Here is a 20,836-nt window from a genome sequence, read left to right on the forward strand (position 1 = left end):
GCCATGAGCCCACGGACATCCGCCGCCGAGATTCTCGATTCCGTTCTCGACGGCGGATCGTTCGTGTCGTGGGACTCCACGCCCGTGGACGTCCATCCTGGGGAGTCCTATCTGAAGGATCTGGCCAAGGCTCGCGAGAAGAGTGGCGTCGACGAATCGGTGTTGACCGGCGAGGGCACCATCGACCGCCGACGCGTCGCGATCATCGCCTGCGAGTTCGCGTTTCTCGCCGGATCGATCGGAGTCGCGGCGGCCGAGCGCATCACCTCCGCCATCGAGCGCGCCACTGCAGAGGGCCTGCCACTCATTGCCTCCCCCACCTCCGGCGGCACGCGCATGCAGGAGGGAACGTTGGCCTTCGTGCAGATGGTCAAGATCGCCTCCGCCGTCACCGCACACAAAGCGGCGCACCTGCCGTATGTGGTGTATCTCCGCAATCCGACGACGGGAGGCGTTTTCGCATCCTGGGGTTCACTGGCCCACGTCACCGTCGCCGAACCCGAGGCCCTCATCGGGTTCCTCGGCCCGCGGGTGTATCAGGCCCTGTACGACAAGCCATTTCCCGATGGCGTCCAGACCGCCGAGAATCTGTACCAGCACGGTGTCATCGACGGTGTGGTGCCGGTCGAGCAATTGCGTCACTTGCTGATCCGCACGCTGCGAGTGATCGTCGACGCATCCGTGTGGACGGACGTTCCCGAAGTCGGACGTACGAGTATTCCCGAGCAATCGGCCTGGCACTCGGTGCAGTCGTCGCGCCGCGCCGATCGTCCGGGGATTCGGCAGATCATCGAACATGCTGCGGCCGAGCATGTTCCGCTCAGCGGCACCGGTCAGGGCGAGGCCGACACCTCGATCCTGTTGTCACTGTGCCGCATTCGCGGTGTCTCCTGCGTGCTGTTCGGTAACGACCGAAGCAGCAGCACCGCCACGGCAACGATGGGCCCGGCAGCACTACGAGAAGCTCGGCGCGGCATGCGTCTGGCCGAGGAACTCCGGCTACCTCTGGTACTTGTCATCGACACATTCGGCGCAGCGCTGTCCAAGGAAGCCGAGGAGGGTGGTCTCGCTCCCGAGATCGCGCGGTCGATCTCCGACCTGGTCACCGTGAACACCCCAACGGTGTCGGTGCTACTGGGTCAGGGCACCGGCGGCGGAGCACTCGCCCTGCTGCCCGCCGACCGCGTCCTGTGTGCCCAGAATGCCTGGCTCGCACCACTTCCACCCGAGGGAGCCAGCGCAATCGTGCACCGCGACACCGCCCATGCACCGGAGATGGCCGAGGCTCAGGGCATCAGGTCGGTCGACCTGCTGCGAGACGGCATCGTCGACGCCATCGTTCCCGAACTCCCCGACGCGGCCGACGAACCGGCCGCGTTCTCCGGTCGCATCGCCGATGCCATTGTCCGCGAACTACGCGAGCTGTCGACCCTCGAAGCGGCAGCTCGGACGAGTGCGAGACTCGGCCGCTACCGCACTCTCGGGGTCACCTTGTGAGTGGAAACTCGACCCCTGCTACGAGACCGGAGTGGAGCCTGCGGAACGACCGCAGGCTCCGCCGTGCACGTGCGAGGTCACGAGCGCCAACACATCGCCCGCCCGAAGGTCCGCGGGCAACTCGACCGGACTGACGCAACTGCGCCCCGGACCGTGCACGTCCACCTTGACCACCGGGCCCACCGAGTGCCGGTTGACCACTACTGCCTGCAGCAGATCACCGAACTCCGCATCGACGCCCACCTCGCCGGCGATGACCGACCGCACGCGAGTGATCAGAATCCGACCCCACTGCACCGGAGTGCCCTCGGCATCGGCCACATCCTCGAGCGCGACGCCGTCGACGGTGATGCGGCCGCACACACAGTGAGTGTTCGCCGGCCAGAGCGCTGGATCGCACCGCGACACGTAGGCGGCACCGAGAGACGGAAGAATGTCCACAAGAGTCATGAGAAGAAGTCTTGCGCCGGGCGGTGGCGTCGAACAGGGGTGTTGACGCAATCTTGACGCCTCGGCCGTGAATCTTGACGGCGTGTGGGCACCAGTGCACACAACGACCGCCGGTCGACGGGATTCCGCCGGTCGTCGCCGGTAGTGCGCAACCCGGCCCGGACCACCCCACCTCGAACTACGCTCGCAGACATGAGTGGCGAGTATCGGCAGGCATTCGACAGCAGCATCGAGAACCGCGAGGACTTCTGGCTGGCGGCCGCGTCGGGAGTCGACTGGGACACCCCTCCCACCACGGCGTTCGACGGTTCGCGCTGGTTTCCCGGAGCCCGCCTGAACACCTGCGTCAACGCTCTGGACCGGCACGTCGATGCCGGGCACGGTGACCGGACCGCGTTGATCTACGACTCTGCGATGCTCGGACTCACGCGCAGCTATACGTATGCCGAACTTCTCGACGAGACCGCGCGCTTCGCCGGGGTACTGCGCGCACAGGGCGTCGGACCGGGCGACCGCGTGGTGATCTACCTGCCGATGATTCCCGAGGCGGTCGTCGCCATGCTGGCGTGCGCCAGGCTCGGCGCAGTGCACTCGGTGGTGTTCGGCGGATTCGCCGCCAAAGAACTCGCCGCGCGCATCGACGACGCCGAGCCGGTGCTGCTGATCACCGCGAGCGGTGGGTTCGAACCGGGGCGCGTCATCGAGTATCTGCCGTTGGTGCAGCGCGCCCTGACGCTCACGACGGCGAACACACCGGCCGTGATCGTAAAATCACGAGAGGGCATTCCCGGCGAACACGAGTGGCTGGATTGGGACACCCTCATCGCCGACGCGTCAGCGGCACAACCGGTTTCGATGGCGGCGACGGATCCGCTGTACATCCTCTACACGTCGGGTACGACGGGCAAGCCCAAGGGCGTGGTGCGCGACAACGGCGGTCATGCCGTCGCGTTGACGTGGTCGATGCGCAACATCTACGACGTCGATGCCGGTCAGGTGATGTGGACGGCCTCCGATGTCGGGTGGGTGGTGGGACACTCGTACATCGTCTACGGACCGCTGTTCGCCGGTGCCACAACGGTTCTCTACGAGGGCAAGCCCGTCGGGACTCCCGATGCAGGCGCGTTCTGGCGGGTGATCCAGGACCACGGTGTGCGGGCCCTGTTCACCGCACCGACCGCGCTACGCGCTATCCGCAAGGTCGATCCGCACGCCGCCGAGCTCGAGAAGTACGACACGTCCTCACTGGAGACACTGTTCGTCGCCGGTGAACGCCTCGATCCCGATACGTACGAGTGGATTTCACGCACCCTCGATCGATCCGTCGTCGATCATTGGTGGCAGACCGAGACCGGGTGGGCCATCTGCGCCAATCTTCGCGGGCTGGAACCACTTCCGATCAAGCCCGGATCGCCGACCGTGCCGGTACCGGGATTCCAGGTCGGTATCCTCGACGCGTCCGGGAATCCTGTGGACGCAGGCTCGGAAGGCAACATCGTCGTGCAGCTGCCACTGCCGCCAGGTGCACTGGTCGGACTGTGGAACGACGAATCACGTTTCCAGCGTTCGTATCTCGATACTTTCCCCGGTTACTACCTCACCGGCGACTCCGGTTACATCGACGCCGACGGGTACGTCTACGTACTCGGTCGCAGCGACGACGTCATCAATGTCGCCGGCCACCGCCTGTCCACCGGGTCGATGGAGGCGGTGCTCGCGGGCCATCCCGCCGTCGCCGAATGCGCCGTCATCGGTATTCACGACGACCTCAAAGGCCAGCGCCCCAGCGGATACGTAGTACTCAAAGCCGGGGAGAACATCTCCGAGGAGCAATTGCGTACCGAACTGGTGGCCATGGTCCGCGATCAAATCGGTGCACTGGCGACGTTCCGCGATGTGACGATCGTCGGAGCTCTGCCGAAAACCCGCTCGGGCAAGATACTCCGAAAGACGATGCGACAGATCGTCGCCGGTGAGCAGTACGGGGTTCCGTCGACCATTGAGGATCCCGCAGTCCTCGATGCACTGGAGAAGCTACTCGGCAGATAGGCGGAAACAGGCGCAACCATGGCCGAAACCCGCGCGCCATAGGGCACTCCCGCACGATAGCGTCCTCGGCATGACAGATCTCGACACCCGCCCCGCCGTCGACTGGCTCGCCCTCGGTGCGGTCACCGTCACGGTGATCTCGTGGGCCTCGGCCTTCGTCGCCATCCGCGGCGTCGGTGAATCGTTCGGTGCCGGCCCACTCGCTCTGGGCCGGCTGCTCATCGGATCGTGCGCACTCGGTGTGATCGTGTTGATCAGGAGACAGTGGGTCAAGCCGAACCGCACGCAGTGGTTACAGATCGCCAGCGTCGGCGTGTTCTGGTTCGGCGTCTACAACGTCGCCCTCAACGCCGCCGAGCAACGTGTCGACGCCGGAACGACGTCGATGATCATTCAGATCGGCCCTATCCTGGTGGCGCTGTTCGCCGGTCTGCTTCTGGGCGAGGGCTTTCCGAAGTGGTTGGTGATCGGTGCCGGTATCGCGTTCGCCGGTGCCGTCATGGTCGGCGTCGTCACCGCCGTCACCACCACCTCGACCACCAGGACGGACGCCGACTTCCTCGGCATCGCACTGTGTCTGATATCCGCGGTGACCTATGCGATCGGAGTACTCAGCCAGAAGCCGGTACTGCGCACGGTCCCCGGCCTGCAGGTCACCTGGATGGCCTGCACCATCGGCGCGGTCTGCACACTCCCGTTCGCGCCTGCTCTGCTCGACGACCTGTCGACCGCCTCGGCCGGAGCCACCGGCGGATTGCTCTACCTCGGCCTGGTTCCCACCGCGCTGGCGTTCAGTACCTGGGCTTACGCGCTGACGCGCATGAACGCGGGCAAGCTCGGCATCACCACATATGCGGTACCGCCGATCACCATCACTCTGGCCTGGTTGTTGCTCTGCGAGATACCGCACATTCTCGCCGTCGTCGGCGGTGTCATCTGCCTCGTGGGTGTCGGATTGTCCCGCAGGAAATAGCAGCCGTTACAGCGCCTTGAACCGCGCGATAGCAACCTCACGCTCGTGCTTGTGGTCGACGATCGGATCCACGTACTCCTTGGGTCGGCCGAACTTCAACGTGTGCACGGCTTTTCCCTCCTCGCCGCGTAGCTCCGGTACCCAGCGCCGGACGTAATCGCCCGTCGGATCGAATTTCTCACCTTGGGTGATCGGGTTGAACACCCGAAAGTACGGCGAGGCGTCGGTACCGGTGCCGGCGGTCCACTGCCAGCCGTGCTGATTGTTGGCCAGATCGCCGTCGACGAGATGCTGCATGAAATAGCGGGCACCTCGCCACCACGGCAGGTGCAGGTCTTTGACGAGGAACGACGCGACGATCATACGGACCCGGTTGTGCATCCACTTCTCCGAGTTCAATTGCCGCATACCGGCATCGACGATCGGAAAGCCGGTCTCACCCTTGCACCAGGCGTCGAACAGCTCGTCGGCGTGCTTGCCCGAGTCCAGTTCGATCTTGTCGAACTTCTTGACGTAATTCTCCCGCGCGCTGTCGGGGCGCTGAAACAGGATGTCGGCGTAGAAGTCTCGCCAGCAGATCTGCCTCCGATACGCGGCCGCACCCTCGTTGCGGAGCTTGCCCAGGTCGGCCAGCATGGTTCGCGGATGAATGGTGCCGTATTTCAGATGCACCGACATCCGGCTCGTCGAATCGAGATCGGGGCGGTTGCGTTCGTCGTCGTACTTCGAGACGTCCTCGAGAAAATCCTTCCACTGCGCCAGTGCGGCTTGCTCGCCTGCATCGGCGTCGGAGGTCTCCTTCTCGCTCGGAACTTTCGCCCGCTTCGCGCCTTTCACGTCGTCGGGGTCGATCCACGTCACGGTTTTCGCGGACGTATCGGCCGGTCCGCGCCAACCGTGTTCCATCCACTGCCTTGAGTACGGCGTGAACACCTTGTACGGCTCACCGTCGTTCTTGGTGATCCGTCCGGGCGCAACGGCATACGGCGACCCGGTCTCGACCAGCGTCACCTTCTCACCGACGCGCTGGTCCCGCTCCCGGCCGTATGGACCGTAATCGGCGCTGATGTGCACCTCGTCGGCGTCGATCGCCTTCGCCACCTTCGGCACCACCGACTCGGGGTCGCCGTGCACCACCATCAGTCTTCCGTCGAGCTGCTCGTTCAGTGCCTCGAGCGACCGGAACAGGAAGTCCTTGCGCGGACCGCCGGAGGGCTTGAGCAATCGGTCGTCCAGTACGAAGAGCCCCAGTACCGGATCCCCTGACTCGGCAGCGGCGGTGAGGGTGGGCAGATCCCCCAGTCGGAGATCACGGCGAAACCAAACGAGCGACATGCCGTCAGTCTTACCCAACCCGGCTACGAGCAACCCCCATCGCTGTTTCGGGGATTCTCAGAGAATCGCCAATCCATGCTCACCGCCGCCGCAACATCGGCCCCTACCTTGGGAAATACGCCGATCAGCCGCGAGCAGAGGAGAGAACATCATGACGAACATCCGCCCCTTCCCCGGTGCCCTCTCCCTCGTCGAGAGCACCTGCACGTTCGAGAAGTACTACGAGCAGCTCTATGCCAAGGCACCCGCCCTCGCCTGGACCCTCGACGCCGACGTCGATCGCCGCACGGCCCTGGAAGAATTCTTTGCCAAGACGCCCGAGGAGCGGCGTACCACCGTCGACAGCTGGGTTGCCTAGCATTGGGAGGTGACCGAATCGCCGAGCACCCCCGCCACCGTCCTCGTCGTCGACGATGACACCGATGTGTTGTCGTCGTTGCAGCGCGGCCTACGCCTGTCCGGCTTCACGGTCATCACGGCGTCGGACGGGGCCGAGGCGCTCGGCGTGGTGTCGCGTACCTCGCCCGACGCGATCGTGCTGGACATCAACATGCCGGTGCTCGACGGCGCAAGCGTCGTGACTGCGTTGCGCGCCATGGGGAACGACATTCCGATCTGTGTTCTCAGTGCCCGCAGCTCCGTGGACGATCGCATCGCCGGTCTCGAATCCGGTGCCGACGACTACCTCACCAAACCGTTCGTGCTCGCCGAGCTGGTGGCCCGCATCCGGGCCATGCTCCGACGGCGCGGCACCAGTCCGGTCATTCCCGCGGCCGATCCCGGTATCCCCAATTCGGCTGTCGCCGTGGGAACTCTGGTTGTCGATATCGCGGGGTACCGAGTGCACCGCGGCGGCGTCGACATCGATCTCACGAAGCGTGAGTTCGAGTTGCTGGCCATTCTTGCTCGCAACAAGGGCGTCGTACTGACGCGCGAGCGACTCCTCGAATTGGTCTGGGGATACGACTTCGTCGCCGACACCAACGTCGTCGACGTGTTCGTCGGCTATCTACGCCGCAAACTCGAGAGCGACGGCTCGCCGCGCATCCTGCACACCGTCCGCGGTGTGGGCTTCGTCGTGCGGGAGTCGGTATGAGTTTCTCACTTCGCGCCCGGGTCGCGGCGGCGACGGCTCTCGGTGCCACCCTCGTCGTGGCGGCCCTGGCCGTGGTGACGTCGGTGGCCATTTCCCGCAACAACGTCAACCAGCTCGACGAGCGTCTGACGACGGCATCGCAGGTGCTGGTCCCGAACTCGTCGACGCTGGAAGCCTTCATCGATCAGCTGTCCGGCGCGTTCGCTGTCACCATTCGCAGCGGAGACATCGTCGTCGCCTCGACTCCTACGCGGTTGCCCGCCCTCGACACCGGTTCTCAGACAGTGGATGTGGACGGTCAGCGGTTTCGGGTCTACACCGCGACCTCGACCGTGGTCTCGTCCGTGTCCATCTCCATCGGTGTCCCGGCCATCGAGGCGCAGCAGGTGACCGACGAGCAACAGAGACAGGTGATCCTGCTGGGGCTGGCGGCGGTCGCCGTGTCGACGGGCCTGGGTTGGCTGTTCGGAGGACGTGCTGTCAGACCGCTGGTGACGCTGACACGGCAGGTCAGCGCTCAGCCTCCGTCGGCGCCGCAGACCCGAACCGGAGTCACCGAGGCCGACGAGCTCGCGGTCGCGATCGGGGGCATGCTCACTCGACTGAACGAGGCACAGGAACGCACCAATGCCGCCCTGGACACGGCGCGCGATTTTGCGGCCGTGTCGGCCCACGAGTTGCGCACCCCGTTGACTGCGATGCGTACCGACATCGAAGTGTTGCGCACCCTCGATCTCGAGCGCGCGCAGCAACAGGAAATTCTGACCGACCTCGAGCGCACTCAGGGCCGAGTCGAGACGACCCTGACCGCGCTCGAACGATTGGCGTCGGGTGAATTGTCCAGCGAGGGCGACCGGGTCGAGACCGACATCATCGACATCTGCGACGTCGCCGCGCAGGATGCGCAGCGTCAGCACCCGGGTCTGGACGTTCGGGTGGAGTCGGAACCGGAGTGCGAGATCACGATTCGCGCACTCCCCACCGGAGTTCGACTCGCGGTGGACAACGCGATCGGCAACGCCGTCCGGCACGGCGGGGCGAGCACCGTCGTCATTCGCGTCGAGCGCGCGGACGCGCTGGTCCGAATCCTGATCGACGACAACGGATCCGGCGTTCCGGTGGACGAACGCGAGTCGGTGTTCGGACGCTTCGAGCGTGGAGCCGGAGCCGCGAAGGGCGGCTCCGGCCTCGGTCTCGCGCTGGTGGCCCAGCAGGCCGAATTGCACGGTGGCCGCGCATATCTGGCAGACAGCCCCCTCGGGGGTGCCCGATTGGTGCTCGAGCTACAGGACCGCTGACGAGAGATCTGCTACTTGACGTCGAGCAGATCGATGACGAAGACGAGCGTCTTGCCGGACAGACGGTGACCTGCGCCGGCGGGGCCGTATGCGAGCTCCGGCGGGATGGTGAGCTGGCGGCGTCCGCCGACCTTCATCCCGGGGATGCCGTCCTGCCAGCCCTGAATGAGGCCTCGGAGCGGGAACTGGATGGACTCGCCGCGGTTCCAGGACGAGTCGAACTCCTCGCCGGTGTCGAACTCGACGCCGACGTAGTGCACCTCTACGTTTCCGCCCGGTACTGCCTCTGCGCCGTCACCTTCGACGAGGTCGACCGTCACCAGATCCAACGGTGCCGGTCCGGCTTGAAATTCGATCACTGGCTTCGTCACTGAAGTCTCCTGCGGTTGTGCCGGCCCGCCGACGCCGACTGCGGTGTTCTGGGCATGGTCGGCACCGATTTTACGTCGTCACGGTCAGCCGATCGGAGCTGGCATCAACATCGTCTTGTATTCGCAGGTCAGCGTATTGCCGGTTGCGGGGTCGGCCATCTCGACCTTCCAGGTGTCGGCGAACTGGTTCACACCGGGGTGCATCGAGATGGTGCCGGAGATCAACACGGTTCCACGGGTGAACAGTCCACGGTCGGCGAGCACGTCGAGCCAGTAGTGCGGAGCGAGAAGATCACCGAGTGTTCCGGTCTGAATTGCGACGCCGTCCGCCCACGCGGTCAAGGTGATCTCGTCCAGCCGATCGGCGACCTCCGACAGACGCCACGCGCCGGTGCCGAGCACATCGGGAGCCGCGTTCTTGCTCCACGCGACACTGTGCACCTCCAGGTCACGGTCGGTGTGATCGCAGGCGACCGTCAGCAGCACGTCGTCGATCGTGTCGCCCAGGATCACCAGCGCCCACTCGGCCTCGCCCGACGTACGGCCGTGCTGGACGGCAACGGCGTCCGTCTGCTGCGCCAGGTACGGCGAAATGGGATACAGCGCCGGGGTCACCGTCGGAGCCGGAACGCCCAGTTCGGCCAGCTCCGCGATGTGCGACGCCACCTCCTCCTGGTTGCGTCCGGCGTACCCGGCGTTGAGCAACGCGTTCACCTCGACCGATTCGGAGGTGCCGTCGGGCAGCGTGAATGTGAGCATCAGTAAGGACCCTCTCCTCGTAAATTTTCTGTTTCCGATGCGCACAAAGGCTTGCGCATACGTCTTGTATACAGCAAGTATGGAGCACGTACAACGGATAGAGTGATCCCAGGCACACGAAGGAGTCGTCATGACCGAACCTGTTTCGGTAGATAGAAAAGGCCTGGCCAAGGCCTTTGCGGCCAGCCTCACCGGAACGGCATTGGAGTGGTACGACTTCGCGGTCTACTCGGCCGCCGCAGCTCTGGTGTTTCCGCTGGTCTTCTTCCCGGACAGCGACCCACTGACCGGGACTCTGCTGGCTTTCTCGACATACGCGGTCGGGTACGTCGCCCGTCCGGTCGGAGGGTTCGTCTTCGGCCGGCTCGGCGACGTCATCGGACGAAAACAGCTCCTCGTCATCACCCTGATGTTGATCGGCGTCACGACCTTCGCCATCGGTCTGATCCCCGGATACGACTCCATCGGCATCGCGGCACCGATCATTCTCGTCACGATGCGCTTCTGTCAGGGCGTTGCCGTCGGCGGCGAATGGGGCGGAGCCGTTCTCCTGTCGAGCGAATACGGCGATCCCCGCAAACGCGGATTCTGGTCTTCCGCAGCACAGATCGGACCACCCGCGGGCAACCTGCTCGCCAACGGTGCACTTGCCGTTCTGACGCTGACATTGACCGACCAGCAGTTCGAGTCCTGGGGATGGCGCGTGGCGTTCCTGTTCTCCGCGGTACTCGTCGGATTCGGTCTGTGGATCCGGTTGAAGCTCGAGGACACCCCGGTGTTCAAGGCGCTGCAGGAAAGCGGCGAACGTTCCGAGGCACCGATCAGCGAAGTGTTCAAGACCGAACTGCGACCCCTGGTGGCAGGCATCATGTCTCGTGTCGCGCCGGACGTCATCTACGCACTGTTCACCGTCTTCTCGATCACCTACGGCACACAGAAGTTGGGCTTCGAGCGCAGTGAGGTACTGACCGCCATTCTGATCGGGTCGGCATGCCAACTCGGCCTGATCCCGCTCGCCGGAGCAGTGTCCGACCGCATCAACCGACGCCTCGTCTACGGCGTCGCAGCCGTGGGCGGTGTCGCGTGGAGTGCGATCTTCTTCCTCGTCATCGGCGGAGGATCGCTACCGCTGCTGATCCTGGGTGTGGTGGTGGGCCTGGCGTTCCACTCGTTCATGTACGGGCCACAGGCAGCATTCGTCACCGAGCAGTTCAGCGTTCGATTGCGCTCGACCGGCAGCTCGTTGGCGTACACGATCGCCGGTGTCTTCGGTGGTGCGATGGCTCCGCTGATCTTCGTCTACCTGTTGGACAAGACGGACAGCTGGGTGCCGATCGCCGGGTACATCGTCGTTGTCGGCGCCGTGACACTCGTCGGCCTCGCCCTCGGACGCAACCCGGACCCCACCGAGGACGAGCACTACGTGCTGCTGGGCCAGCAGCACGAAAATGCTACGCGCGCAACAGAGTCTGAAGCGTGACCTCGAGGTGAGCGTCGATCTTCTCGTGCACCAGGCCCTCGTCGCCGGCACTCAGTGCGTCGATGATGGCCTGGTGCTCGGCGCACACTCGGTGTTGCCGGTTGGCGGCGGTGAACAACGCACTCAAGCCCACTCGGAGCTGACGCGCCCGCAAACCGGCATACGTGCGCGAGAGCAGATCACTGCCCGCCGAATCGATCAAACTCTGATGGAACGTCCCGTCCCAGTCGATGAATTCCTTGGGAGCGTCGGTGCTGTCGGAATTCATCAGCAGCTCCTGCTGATGCAACGCATGCTGCATCGCCGCGATCGGAGCGTCACCGGCACGCAGCGCCCGCGACGCCGCGTGCCGTTCCAGAACGCCTCGCAGATCCATCAATTCGGCGATCTGCCGTCCGGACATCGCCGGCACATGAGCACCGCGCTTGGGCACCATCTCGACCAGACCCTCGGACTGCAGCATCAGCAACGCCTCACGGACCGGCGTGCGCGATACGCCGATTCGAGTCGCAAGTTCCTGTTCGTTCAGAAAAGTGCCGGTGGCGGCCGGTGACGACAACACCTGATCACGGACGAACTGGTACGCCTTGTCCCTCCCCGACAGTGGTTGCATACGATATGTATACCTGTCTTCCCCCGACGAAACCAGGAGTCACACCGTGAGCTCGACTATCCGCATCAGCCTGGCCCAGATCACCAGTGGCGAAAATCCCACCGAGAACCTCGAACTCATCGAGACCCACACCCGCGCCGCGGCGCACGCAGGCTCGGACCTCGTCGTGTTCCCGGAGGCGATGATGCGCTGCTTCGGCGGACCCATCCGAAAGTTCGCACAGCCACTCGACGGCGAATGGGCACAGACCGTTCGTCGGATCGCGTCCGACGCCGGCATCACCGTCGTCGCCGGAATGTTCACTCCTGCGCCCGACGACAGGGTGACCAACACACTGCTCGTCACCGGCCCGGGCGTCGATGCGAGCTACGACAAGATCCACCTGTTCGACGCGTTCGGATTCGCCGAATCCGACACCGTCGCACCGGGATCCGACCCGCTCGTGCTCGACATCGCGGGAGTCCGCGTCGGCTTCGCGACCTGCTACGACATTCGCTTCCCTGCCCTGTTCCAGAAACTCGGGGACCTCGGTGCCGAACTCGTCGTGGTTCCGGCGTCCTGGGGATCGGGCGACGGCAAAGTGGAGCAGTGGACCCTGCTCGCCCGCGCACGCGCCCTGGACTCGACAACGTTCATCGCGGCCTGCGATCAAGCCGAACCTGCTGCCGCCGAAGGCAATGCCCCGCTGGGCGTCGGCCACAGCATCGTCTGCTCCCCCACCGGCGAGATCCTCGGCCAACTCGACGCGACACCCGGAATGCTGACGATCGACATCCATACCGAGCTGGTCGACGCCGTGCGCAAAAACCTGCCAGTACTGAAGAACCGCAAGCACTTCGACGCCTGAGCGCGCCGCGAACTCGAAGTTATGGACGGATTGTGGCCCAAATCCGTCCATAACCTCGAACTGGACGCGCGCACTCGGCCCTCACGCAGCAAGATCGCAGTTATGCAGCCGAAAGTGGCCATATCACCTGCGTAACTGCGAACTCGACGCGCGCACTCGGCCCTCACGCAGCGAGATCGCAGTTATGCAGCCAAGAGTGGCCATATCACCTGCGTAACTGCGAACTCGGCGCGCGAACTCGAAGTTGGGGATAGATTCCGGCCACATTACGTCCACAACCTCGAACTCGCCGTAAACGACAACGCCGCCGGCTCCGAGGGGAGCCGGCGGCGTCGTCGTTCAGCAAGAACTAGCGGGAGCTGACGTCCTGGTAGTCGCGCTCGGTGTAGCCGGTGTAGATCTGACGCGGACGGCCGATCTTGCCCGTGGTGTCCTCGTTCTGCTCGCGCCAATGCGCGATCCAGCCCGGGAGACGGCCCATCGCGAACAACACCGTGAACATGCGCGGCGGGAAGCCCATCGCGCGGTAGATCAGGCCGGTGTAGAAGTCGACGTTGGGGTACAGCTTGCGCTCGACGAAGTAGTCGTCGGTGAGTGCGGTCTCTTCGAGCTTGAGGGCGATCTCGAGCAGTTCGTCGCCGTTGCCCAGCTTGCCCAGGATCGTGTGAGCGGTTTCCTTGACCAGCGTCGCGCGCGGATCGAAGTTCTTGTACACCCGGTGTCCGAAGCCCATGAGCTTGACGCCGTCTTCCTTGTTCTTCACTCGACGCAGGAAGTCGGTGGCGTCGCCGCCTTCGGCCTTGATCTTGTCGAGCATCTCGAGCACGGCCTGGTTGGCACCGCCGTGCAGCGGGCCCCACAGCGCGTTGATGCCGCCGGAGATCGAGGTGAAGAGGTTGGCCTGCGAGGATCCGACGAGGCGGACCGTCGACGTGGAGCAGTTCTGCTCGTGGTCGGCGTGCAGGATGAGCAGCATGTCGAGTGCTTTGACGATCTCGGGATCGACCTCGTACGGCTCGGCGGGGAAGCCGAACGTCATGCGCAGGAAGTTCTCGACCAGGCTCTTCGAGTTGTCCGGGTACAGGAACGGCTGACCGACCGACTTCTTGTAGGCGTATGCCGCGATGGTCGGCAGCTTGGCCAGCAGACGGATGGTGGAGAGCTCGACCTGCTCGGGATCGTTGGGCTCGAGCGAATCCTGGTAGTACGCCGACAGCGCGTTGACCGCGCTCGACAGCACCGGCATCGGGTGGGCGTTGCGCGGGAAGCCGTCGAAGAAACGCTTGAGGTCCTCGTGCAGCAACGTGTGGCGACGGATGCGGTCGGTGAACGTCTCGAGCTCGTCCTCGGACGGCAGCTCCCCGTAGATCAACAGGTAGCTGACCTCGATGAACGACGACTTGCCCGCAAGCTGTTCGATCGGGTAACCGCGGTAGCGCAGGATCCCCGCGTCACCGTCGATGTACGTGATGGCCGACTTGGTGGACGCGGTGTTGACGAACCCGCCGTCCAGCGTCGTGTAGCCGGTGGTCGCCAGCAGCTTTCCCAGCTCGATACCGTTGTTGCCTTCACTGGCCTCGGCAATCGACATGGAATATTCGCCACCGGGGTAGGTGAGGGTGGCTTTGGCATCATTCTCAGCGGGCACGAATGGTCCCTCTCGAACTCGTGTAACGGACACGTACTTAAAACGGACAGTTCTAACGTCGCTAGTGAAACTAGTCTCTCGGTGCCTCGGACGCCCAGGGAGGGTCGGCACCGGGTCGTGAAACCGTGATCGCGGCTGCCGTGGCAGCGAACGAAAGAGCTTGCCGCCAATCCTCCCCGGTCATCTCCTGTACCGCTTTCGATGTGATAATGGTCTCTCTTTCCAGGTAGCTCAACAGTGCGCCGTGCACGGTGTCACCAGCGCCGATCGTGTCGACGACGTCGACGGCAACGCCCGGTACCGACACCTCCTCGGCTGCTGTCACTCCCGTGGCCGTCGTCTCCCCGGACGCGGTGAACACCGAGATTCCGTCTCCGCCGCGGGTCATCACCACCGCGGTCACCCCGGCGGCGAGCCAGTCGTCGACGGTGGTGCCCTGGGTGCCCAGCCCCAGCCAGTGCGAGTCGTCCTCGGACACTTTGAGAATGTCGATGCTCGGCAACCACGAGCGAAAGCGATCGCGGAATCCGTCGGCGGTGATGTCGCCGCTGGTGCTGTCGATGGCGGCCGGACGAATATTGGGGTCGAGCATCGTCAGCTTGCCCGCGGCCCGAGCTCGATGCAGCAGTTCGGCGTACACCGACGCGCCGGGCTCGTACAGCAACGACAACGTGCCGAAGGACAGAACGCTGATCTCGTCGGGCAGATCACCGGGATCGGCGACGAGTCGATCGGCCGTGCCATCGGCGTAGAACGAGTACTCGGCGCTGCCGTCCTCGGCGAGGGTCGTCATCGCCAACGTCGTCGGCTCGTCACCGCGCTGCACCCACGAGATGTCGACACCGGCATCGCGCAGACTCGCCAGGATCTGCTCGCCGAACGAGTCGCGGGAGATGCGGGAGAGATAGGCAACCGGCGATCCCAACCGGCCGATCGAGATGGCGACGTTGAACGGCCCGCCGCCGAGTTTCGGTGAGAGCAGCGGCCCCTCGTGCACCGGCACCAGATCCACCAATGCTTCGCCGCACACCAGAATCGTCACTTCTCGTACTCCATTCCCCAGCTGCCGGACCAGGTTTGCCCCGGGTCGAGCACGATCAGATCGATCTCGGAATTCAACGCGTCGGGCGGGCAGGTCATCGGTTCGATCGCCAACGCGCGTCCCCGATCCGGGTACGCCTGATCGTTGGCGGGATCGGCGGTGAACACCTGCACCCACCCGAAGTTGCTGTCGGTCCACAACACCGTCGCGGTGCCGTCGGGACCACGCAGTGTGTGCTTCGCGCGTCCGTCTACGTCCAGCACCGAGGCACTGAACGGAGTGTCGAGCTGCACGCCCTCGAGGTTCCGAGGCTGCCGAAAGTCGTACTCGGTATCGGCCGTCGGCACCGAAAGCCCTACGGGCAGATTGCGTACCGGATCGAGCGGCAGCCGCGTACCCGCGGACAGTTCGAGCGTGCATTCGTCGAGGGGTACCTCCCCCACACGCACGTAGGTATGGAATCCCATTCCGTACGGCGCAGCCGATTCGCCCGTGTTCGTCACCGACGCGGTCACCGTCAGACCGTCGTCGGACAGCTCGTGTGACACCGTCAATCGCAACGAGAACGGCCAACCCTCGTGCGTGCCGATGTCCACGCTCTGCTCGACGCGAGACTCGGTGTGCTCGTCGAGAGTCCACTCCACCCGTCGGACGAAACCGTGGCTCGCGTTGTTGCGGGCCGGTTCGGTGATCTCCAACCGATGTTCGACGCCTTCGAACGTGAACGTTCCGTCGGCCGTTCGATTGGGCCACGGGGCCAACACCAGTCCCGCCGACAGCGGCGGCTTGGTGCCCGCCTCCCACGTTTCGGTGAGCGGTGAGCCGTCGTACTCGAGGACCCGCAGGCCCGCTCCGACAGCAGCGACGTCGGCGCGATACTTGCCGCTCGTCAACGAATACGTCTGCGCCTCAGCTGTGGGAGCCATGCGAGCCATTGTCCACGACGGTGTCGTCCACCGTCTTGCTACCGACGATTGCGCCGACCCGGTAGCGAATGAATGCCGGTAGCGCGAGGGCTGCGATCGAGACACCGATGACCACCAGCACACCACCTCCTGCGGCGGCCGCGGCCGTCCCCACCGAGGCCGCTGCCGCGCCGTGCAGAACATCGCCGATCCGGGGCCCTCCCGCGACGACGACGATGAAGACACCTTGCAGTCGGCCGCGCATCTCGTCGGTCGCCACCGTCTGCAGCATCGTGCTGCGGAACGCCGCCGAGATCATGTCGGCACCACCACCGAGCGCCAGAAACGCCAGTGCGAACCACAGGGCAACCGTCGTCGCTCCGTCGGTCGCCGCACCGACGGCGAGCCCGAATCCGATCATCGCCACGCCCCAGACGACGATGCAGAGCAACACCGCAAGTCCTTGACGCTGCACGCGCGGTAGCCAACCGGAGAACACTCCACCGAGCACCGCTCCCGCGGACATCGCCGCGAACAGCATGCCGAGCACGGGCCCACCCGAGGCCGGGTCCCCGAAACTGTCGTGGGCGATCTGCGGGAACAGCGCCCGTGGCATCCCGAACACCATGGCGATGATGTCGACGACGAACGACGCCAGCAGCACCTTCTGGGTCGCGAGATACGCGAAACCCTCGAACACCGAACGTAATCCGGCGCGTTGACCGGACTTGGCCGGCGGAATGCCCGGCAGCCTGATCACCGCCCACAGCGTGGCGAACAGTGCGATGGTGTCGATCAGGTAGAGCGTCTCCAGTCCGATGTAGTAGATGAGGATGCCTGCACTGAGCGGACCGGCGATGGCACCGAAGTTCATCACCGTCATGTTCAGAGAGTTCGCGGCGGGCAACTGCCCCGCGGGCAGGATTCGCGGCAGTATCGCACTGCGGGTCGGCTGATTGACGGCGAAGAAGGCCTGCTGAACTGCCAACAGCACCAACACGATCCACACGTTGTTCAGTTGCAGGAACGCCTGCAACCAGAACAGTGCCGACGTTCCGATCAGGCCGAACGTGGTGATCATCAGCAAGGTTCGGCGGTCCATCACGTCGGCCAGGGCCCCGCCCCACAGCCCGAACACGATGAGGGGCACCAGAGCGAACACGCCCGTCAAGCCGACGTAGGCCGAGCTCAGGGTGATCTGATAAACCTGTTGCGGCACAGCGACGATCGAGAGCTGCGCGCCGATGACGGTGACGATGTTCGCCAGCCACAGGCGGCGATATGCGGGAGTCTTCAGCGGGGTCGTGTCGGCCAGGATGCCGCGCAGCCCGCTCACGGTTGCAGTCGCTCGATCACACCGCTCGCCGGCATCACTCGAATTCTGTTGTGCATCCGGCTGGTTCGACCCTGCCAGAATTCGACGACCTCCGGTTCGACGCGGATGCCGCCCCAGTTCGGCGGTACCGGCACCTCGCGTCCGTCGAACGTCGCGGTGACCTCGGCCAGTTGCGCGGCGAGGGCGTCGCGAGACACGACGGTTCGCGATTGCTCCGACGCCCATGCGCCCAGCTGCGAGCCGCGCGGTCGCGTCCGCCAGTACGCCTCGGTGGTGTCGCGGTCGACTCTGGTGACCGGTCCGCGGACGGTGAGCTGACGGGCGATGCCGATCCACGGAAAGGTGATGGACGCGTACGGCGTCGACGCCAGTGCGCGGCCCTTGTCCGAGTCGTAGTTGGTGTAGAACACCACGCCCTCGGCGTCGAGGTCCTTGCACAGGACGGTGCGGGTCGCGGGCCTACCGGCAGCGTCGACCGTCCCGAGCACGATCGCGTTGGGCTCGGGCAGATTCGCCGCAACGGCGTCCGAGAGCCACTGCCGGGCCAGTGGCAACCAGCCGTCGCTCAGGGCGTCGACGTCGAGATCCTTGGGCTCGCCGTAGTCCACTCGCATGGTGGCCAGGCGCTGTTCGTCTGCAGACACGAACCCAGACGCTACTCCCGCGTAAAAGCTCGCTATGGTTTCCGCAAGCACGCCCGGATGCGGCGCAGAGCCGGGCGCAGTCGCGACGAGGGAGTCCACAGACCATGGCTGTTCAACACGTTCCCGAAGGTTTCGTTCCCGGTCTCGAAGGTGTGGTCGCCTTCACCTCCGACATCGCCGAACCCGACAAGGACGGCGGCGCACTGCGTTACCGCGGAGTCGACATCGAAGAACTCGTTGCACAGGGCGTCACCTTCGGCGACGTGTGGGCACTGTTGGTCGACGGCGAATTCGGCCGCGGTCTGCCACCGGCCGAACCGTTCCCCCTGCCCATCCACACCGGCGACGTCCGCGTCGACGTCCAAGCAGGCCTGGCGATGCTCGCTCCGATCTGGGGGTATCAGCCGGTACTCGACATCGACGACAGCACCGCCCGCGACAACCTGGCCCGCGCCTCGGTGATGGCGCTGTCCTACGTCGCGCAGTCCGCTCGCGGGATCTACCAGCCCGCTGTGCCCCAGAGCCGCATCGATCAGGCGGCCACCGTGACCGAGCGCTTCATGGTCCGCTGGAAGGGCGAGCCCGACCCCGCCCACGTCGCCGCCATCGACGCCTACTGGGTGTCGGCCGCCGAACACGGCATGAATGCATCGACGTTCACCGCCCGCGTCATCGCCTCCACCGGAGCAGACGTCGCAGCATGCCTCTCCGGAGCCATCGGCGCGATGTCCGGCCCACTGCACGGCGGCGCCCCGGCCCGCGTACTGCCCATGATCGAAGAAGTCGAGAAGACCGGCGACGCCCGCGCGCTGATCACCGGGATCCTCGACCGCAAGGAAAAGCTCATGGGCTTCGGGCACCGCGTCTACCGCGCCGAGGACCCTCGCGCTCGTGTTCTGCGCGCCACCGCCAAGAGACTGAACGCTCCGCGCTACGAGGTTGCCGCCGCGCTCGAACAGGCCGCGTTGACGGAACTGCGCGAACGCCGCCCCGATCGTGCGATCGAGACCAACGTCGAGTTCTGGGCCGCCGTGATCCTCGACTTCGCCGAGGTACCCGCGCACATGATGCCCGCGATGTTCACCTGCGGACGCACCGCCGGCTGGTGCGCTCACATTCTCGAGCAGAAACGCCTGGGCAAGTTGGTGCGCCCGGCAGCCCTTTACACCGGCCCCGAACCGCGCACCCCCGACTCCGTCGACGGCTGGGAGCTGATCCGGTAGTCGACGGTGTCATGACACCCGACTAGCCTGTGGAGGCCATATTCCATCGACGCTAGGACGCGCTACTCCATGGCCGATTTGCCGATCATTCCCGCCGATCTTCTTCCCGCCGACGGACGCTTCGGTTGCGGCCCGTCCAAGGTTCGCCCCGAGCAGCTGCAGTCCCTGGTCGACGTCGGTGCGTCCGTGTTCGGCACCAGCCACCGGCAGAAGCCCGTCAAGGACGTCGTCGGACGTGTACGCAGTGGTCTGAAAGACCTGTTCTCGCTCCCCGAGGGCTACGAGGTCGTCCTCGGCAACGGTGGTACCACCGCGTTCTGGGATGCCGCTGCGTTCGGTCTCATCCGGGAGAAGTCGCTGCACCTGACCAACGGTGAGTTCAGCTCGAAGTTCGCCTCGGTGGCCAAGAACAACCCGTTCATCGGCGATCCGATCGTCGTCAAGGCAGAGCCCGGCAGCGCGCCCGAGCCCACGTCGGATCCGTCCGTGGACCTCATCGGTTGGGCCCACAACGAGACCTCGACGGGCGTGGCCATCCCGGTCAGCCGTCCGGCCGGCTCGGAGAACGCCCTCATCGCGATCGACGCCACCTCCGGTGCCGGCGGACTGCCGGTGAACGTCGCCGATTCCGACGTCTACTACTTCGCTCCGCAGAAGTGCTTCGCCGCCGACGGCGGCCTGTGGGTCGCGCTGATGAGCCCGGCCGCTCTCGCCCGCGTCGACGAGATCGCCTCCAGTGGCCGGTGGGTTCCGGACTTCCTGTCGTTGCCGATCGCCGTCGACAACAGCAGCAAGGACCAGACCTACAACACCCCCGCAGTGGCGACGCTTCTGCTCTTCGCAGACCAGATCGAGTGGCTCAACAGCAAGGGCGGCCTGGATTGGGCCACGAAGCGGACTGCGGACTCGTCCTCACGCCTGTACGACTGGGCCGAGAACAGTGAATTCGCAACGCCGTTCGTGACGAACCCGGATCACCGCAGCCAGGTCGTCGGAACCATCGATTTCGACGAGAAGGTCGACGCGGCCCAGGTTGCGAAGATCCTGCGCGCCAACGGCGTCGTCGACACCGAGCCGTACCGCAAGCTCGGCCGCAACCAGCTGCGTGTCGGTATGTTCCCGGCCATCGAGCCGGACGACATCACCGCACTGACCAAGAGCATCGACTGGGTCGTCTCCACGCTGAGCTAGTCGGCAGCCAACTCACAGCTACAGCGCTCCCTTCGAGGCCTACACTTGCTATCAATTACGCAAGCGTAACGACCTCGGA

General features: G+C 65.0%; 20 protein-coding genes. 10 read left to right on the top strand and 10 right to left on the bottom strand.

All coding sequences use genetic code 11. The features are described 5' to 3' along the window. Window positions 1-3: 3 nt before the first annotated feature. Window positions 4-1,497 (top strand): carboxyl transferase domain-containing protein, encoded by a 1,494-nt coding sequence (locus CH262_RS00930; protein WP_094716685.1) that lies wholly within the window; start codon window positions 4-6, stop codon window positions 1,495-1,497. Between the two features lie 18 nt (window positions 1,498-1,515). Here CH262_RS00930 and CH262_RS28380 read toward each other — a convergent pair whose 3' ends face one another. Continuing rightward, entirely contained in the window at window positions 1,516-1,947 is a 432-nt protein-coding gene (locus CH262_RS28380) for a hypothetical protein (RefSeq protein WP_094716686.1), read from the bottom strand. Window positions 1,948-2,139: 192 nt separating this feature from the next. Between CH262_RS28380 and CH262_RS00940 the strand changes: the two genes are divergently transcribed. Both CH262_RS00940 and CH262_RS00945 read left to right on the top strand, forming a co-directional pair. After that, entirely contained in the window at window positions 2,140-3,996 is a 1,857-nt protein-coding gene (locus CH262_RS00940; protein ID WP_094716687.1) for a propionyl-CoA synthetase, read from the top strand. Window positions 3,997-4,066: 70 nt separating this feature from the next. Further along, window positions 4,067-4,969 carry a DMT family transporter gene (locus CH262_RS00945; protein ID WP_094716688.1) on the top strand — a complete coding sequence of 301 codons (903 nt, stop codon included), beginning with the start codon at window positions 4,067-4,069 and terminating at the stop codon, window positions 4,967-4,969. Window positions 4,970-4,975: 6 nt separating this feature from the next. On the opposite strand, the gene CH262_RS00950 is transcribed toward CH262_RS00945, so the two are convergent. Beyond that, the gene (locus tag CH262_RS00950) at window positions 4,976-6,304 is read right to left on the bottom strand and encodes a cryptochrome/photolyase family protein (protein WP_094716689.1); all 1,329 of its coding nucleotides are present in this window, start codon (window positions 6,302-6,304) and stop codon (window positions 4,976-4,978) included. 151 nt (window positions 6,305-6,455) lie between these two features. On the opposite strand from CH262_RS00950, the gene CH262_RS00955 reads away from it, so the two are divergent. From CH262_RS00955 to CH262_RS00965, 3 genes are read left to right on the top strand one after another with little or no spacing between them, the layout of a single operon-like run. Continuing rightward, on the top strand, window positions 6,456-6,662 hold the full coding sequence (locus CH262_RS00955; protein WP_032365896.1) for a hypothetical protein: 207 nt from the start codon (window positions 6,456-6,458) through the stop codon (window positions 6,660-6,662). A gap of 9 nt (window positions 6,663-6,671) precedes the next feature. Continuing rightward, window positions 6,672-7,400, top strand: a complete 729-nt coding sequence (locus tag CH262_RS00960) for a response regulator transcription factor (protein ID WP_094644462.1) — start codon at window positions 6,672-6,674, stop codon at window positions 7,398-7,400. After that, window positions 7,397-8,698 (top strand): sensor histidine kinase, encoded by a 1,302-nt coding sequence (locus CH262_RS00965; RefSeq protein ID WP_027495933.1) that lies wholly within the window; start codon window positions 7,397-7,399, stop codon window positions 8,696-8,698. Before CH262_RS00960 ends, CH262_RS00965 begins: the two co-directional genes overlap by 4 nt. An 11-nt stretch (window positions 8,699-8,709) precedes the next feature. Here the strand turns inward: CH262_RS00965 and CH262_RS00970 are convergent, their stop codons facing one another. Beyond that, window positions 8,710-9,069, bottom strand: a complete 360-nt coding sequence (locus CH262_RS00970; RefSeq protein WP_027495932.1) for an FKBP-type peptidyl-prolyl cis-trans isomerase — start codon at window positions 9,067-9,069, stop codon at window positions 8,710-8,712. Window positions 9,070-9,153: 84 nt separating this feature from the next. Beyond that, window positions 9,154-9,828 carry a DUF2848 domain-containing protein gene (locus CH262_RS00975; RefSeq protein WP_094666158.1) on the bottom strand — a complete coding sequence of 225 codons (675 nt, stop codon included), beginning with the start codon at window positions 9,826-9,828 and terminating at the stop codon, window positions 9,154-9,156. 130 nt (window positions 9,829-9,958) lie between these two features. Here CH262_RS00975 and CH262_RS00980 point away from each other — a divergent pair, with 130 nt between their 5' ends. Then, on the top strand, window positions 9,959-11,308 hold the full coding sequence (locus tag CH262_RS00980) for an MFS transporter (RefSeq protein WP_027495930.1): 1,350 nt from the start codon (window positions 9,959-9,961) through the stop codon (window positions 11,306-11,308). Here CH262_RS00980 and CH262_RS00985 read toward each other — a convergent pair. Then, the gene (locus tag CH262_RS00985) at window positions 11,280-11,921 is read right to left on the bottom strand and encodes a GntR family transcriptional regulator (protein WP_032365894.1); all 642 of its coding nucleotides are present in this window, start codon (window positions 11,919-11,921) and stop codon (window positions 11,280-11,282) included. The two genes, CH262_RS00980 and CH262_RS00985, sit on opposite strands and share 29 nt — an antisense overlap. 46 nt (window positions 11,922-11,967) lie before the next feature. On the opposite strand from CH262_RS00985, the gene CH262_RS00990 reads away from it, so the two are divergent. After that, window positions 11,968-12,768 carry a carbon-nitrogen hydrolase family protein gene (locus CH262_RS00990; protein WP_094716690.1) on the top strand — a complete coding sequence of 267 codons (801 nt, stop codon included), beginning with the start codon at window positions 11,968-11,970 and terminating at the stop codon, window positions 12,766-12,768. 349 nt (window positions 12,769-13,117) lie between these two features. Here CH262_RS00990 and CH262_RS00995 read toward each other — a convergent pair whose 3' ends face one another. From CH262_RS00995 to pdxH, 5 genes are all read right to left on the bottom strand, one after another. Next, a complete protein-coding gene (locus tag CH262_RS00995; RefSeq protein ID WP_027495925.1) occupies window positions 13,118-14,416 on the bottom strand; it encodes a citrate synthase in 1,299 nt (432 codons plus the stop codon). Between the two features lie 70 nt (window positions 14,417-14,486). After that, window positions 14,487-15,458 carry a carbohydrate kinase family protein gene (locus CH262_RS01000; protein WP_094716691.1) on the bottom strand — a complete coding sequence of 324 codons (972 nt, stop codon included), beginning with the start codon at window positions 15,456-15,458 and terminating at the stop codon, window positions 14,487-14,489. Next, the gene (locus CH262_RS01005; RefSeq protein ID WP_094716717.1) at window positions 15,455-16,384 is read right to left on the bottom strand and encodes an aldose 1-epimerase family protein; all 930 of its coding nucleotides are present in this window, start codon (window positions 16,382-16,384) and stop codon (window positions 15,455-15,457) included. Before CH262_RS01005 ends, CH262_RS01000 begins: the two co-directional genes overlap by 4 nt. Then, complete coding sequence (locus CH262_RS01010) at window positions 16,368-17,690, bottom strand: MFS transporter (protein WP_179274885.1); 1,323 nt, start codon at window positions 17,688-17,690, stop codon at window positions 16,368-16,370. The genes CH262_RS01005 and CH262_RS01010 overlap by 17 nt, the downstream gene beginning before the upstream one ends. Window positions 17,691-17,695: 5 nt before the next feature. Then, window positions 17,696-18,313 carry a pyridoxamine 5'-phosphate oxidase gene (gene pdxH, locus CH262_RS01015; protein WP_141214505.1) on the bottom strand — a complete coding sequence of 206 codons (618 nt, stop codon included), beginning with the start codon at window positions 18,311-18,313 and terminating at the stop codon, window positions 17,696-17,698. Window positions 18,314-18,447: 134 nt separating this feature from the next. Between pdxH and CH262_RS01020 the strand changes: the two genes are divergently transcribed. After that, window positions 18,448-19,566, top strand: a complete 1,119-nt coding sequence (locus tag CH262_RS01020; protein WP_094716693.1) for a citrate synthase 2 — start codon at window positions 18,448-18,450, stop codon at window positions 19,564-19,566. Window positions 19,567-19,635: 69 nt separating this feature from the next. Continuing rightward, window positions 19,636-20,757, top strand: a complete 1,122-nt coding sequence (gene serC, locus CH262_RS01025) for a phosphoserine transaminase (protein WP_027495920.1) — start codon at window positions 19,636-19,638, stop codon at window positions 20,755-20,757. The last annotated feature ends 79 nt before the right edge of the window (window positions 20,758-20,836 follow it).

The organism is Rhodococcus sp. 05-2255-1e (assembly GCF_002259025.1).
GTDB classification, from domain to species: domain Bacteria; phylum Actinomycetota; class Actinomycetes; order Mycobacteriales; family Mycobacteriaceae; genus Rhodococcoides; species Rhodococcoides fascians.

What these genes read in the sequence shown, in the direction of transcription:
- serC (WP_027495920.1), top strand. Translation starts at nt 19,636, where the DNA reads ATGGCCGATTTGCCGATCATTCCCGCCGATCTTCTTCCCGCCGACGGA.
- CH262_RS00980 (WP_027495930.1), top strand. Translation starts at nt 9,959, where the DNA reads ATGACCGAACCTGTTTCGGTAGATAGAAAAGGCCTGGCCAAGGCCTTT.
- CH262_RS28380 (WP_094716686.1), bottom strand. Translation starts at nt 1,947, where the DNA reads ATGACTCTTGTGGACATTCTTCCGTCTCTCGGTGCCGCCTACGTGTCG.
- CH262_RS00940 (WP_094716687.1), top strand. Translation starts at nt 2,140, where the DNA reads ATGAGTGGCGAGTATCGGCAGGCATTCGACAGCAGCATCGAGAACCGC.
- CH262_RS00965 (WP_027495933.1), top strand. Translation starts at nt 7,397, where the DNA reads ATGAGTTTCTCACTTCGCGCCCGGGTCGCGGCGGCGACGGCTCTCGGT.
- CH262_RS00945 (WP_094716688.1), top strand. Translation starts at nt 4,067, where the DNA reads ATGACAGATCTCGACACCCGCCCCGCCGTCGACTGGCTCGCCCTCGGT.
- CH262_RS00955 (WP_032365896.1), top strand. Translation starts at nt 6,456, where the DNA reads ATGACGAACATCCGCCCCTTCCCCGGTGCCCTCTCCCTCGTCGAGAGC.
- pdxH (WP_141214505.1), bottom strand. Translation starts at nt 18,313, where the DNA reads ATGCGAGTGGACTACGGCGAGCCCAAGGATCTCGACGTCGACGCCCTG.
- CH262_RS00950 (WP_094716689.1), bottom strand. Translation starts at nt 6,304, where the DNA reads ATGTCGCTCGTTTGGTTTCGCCGTGATCTCCGACTGGGGGATCTGCCC.
- CH262_RS00930 (WP_094716685.1), top strand. Translation starts at nt 4, where the DNA reads ATGAGCCCACGGACATCCGCCGCCGAGATTCTCGATTCCGTTCTCGAC.
- CH262_RS00985 (WP_032365894.1), bottom strand. Translation starts at nt 11,921, where the DNA reads ATGCAACCACTGTCGGGGAGGGACAAGGCGTACCAGTTCGTCCGTGAT.
- CH262_RS00975 (WP_094666158.1), bottom strand. Translation starts at nt 9,828, where the DNA reads ATGCTCACATTCACGCTGCCCGACGGCACCTCCGAATCGGTCGAGGTG.
- CH262_RS01020 (WP_094716693.1), top strand. Translation starts at nt 18,448, where the DNA reads ATGGCTGTTCAACACGTTCCCGAAGGTTTCGTTCCCGGTCTCGAAGGT.
- CH262_RS01005 (WP_094716717.1), bottom strand. Translation starts at nt 16,384, where the DNA reads ATGGCTCCCACAGCTGAGGCGCAGACGTATTCGTTGACGAGCGGCAAG.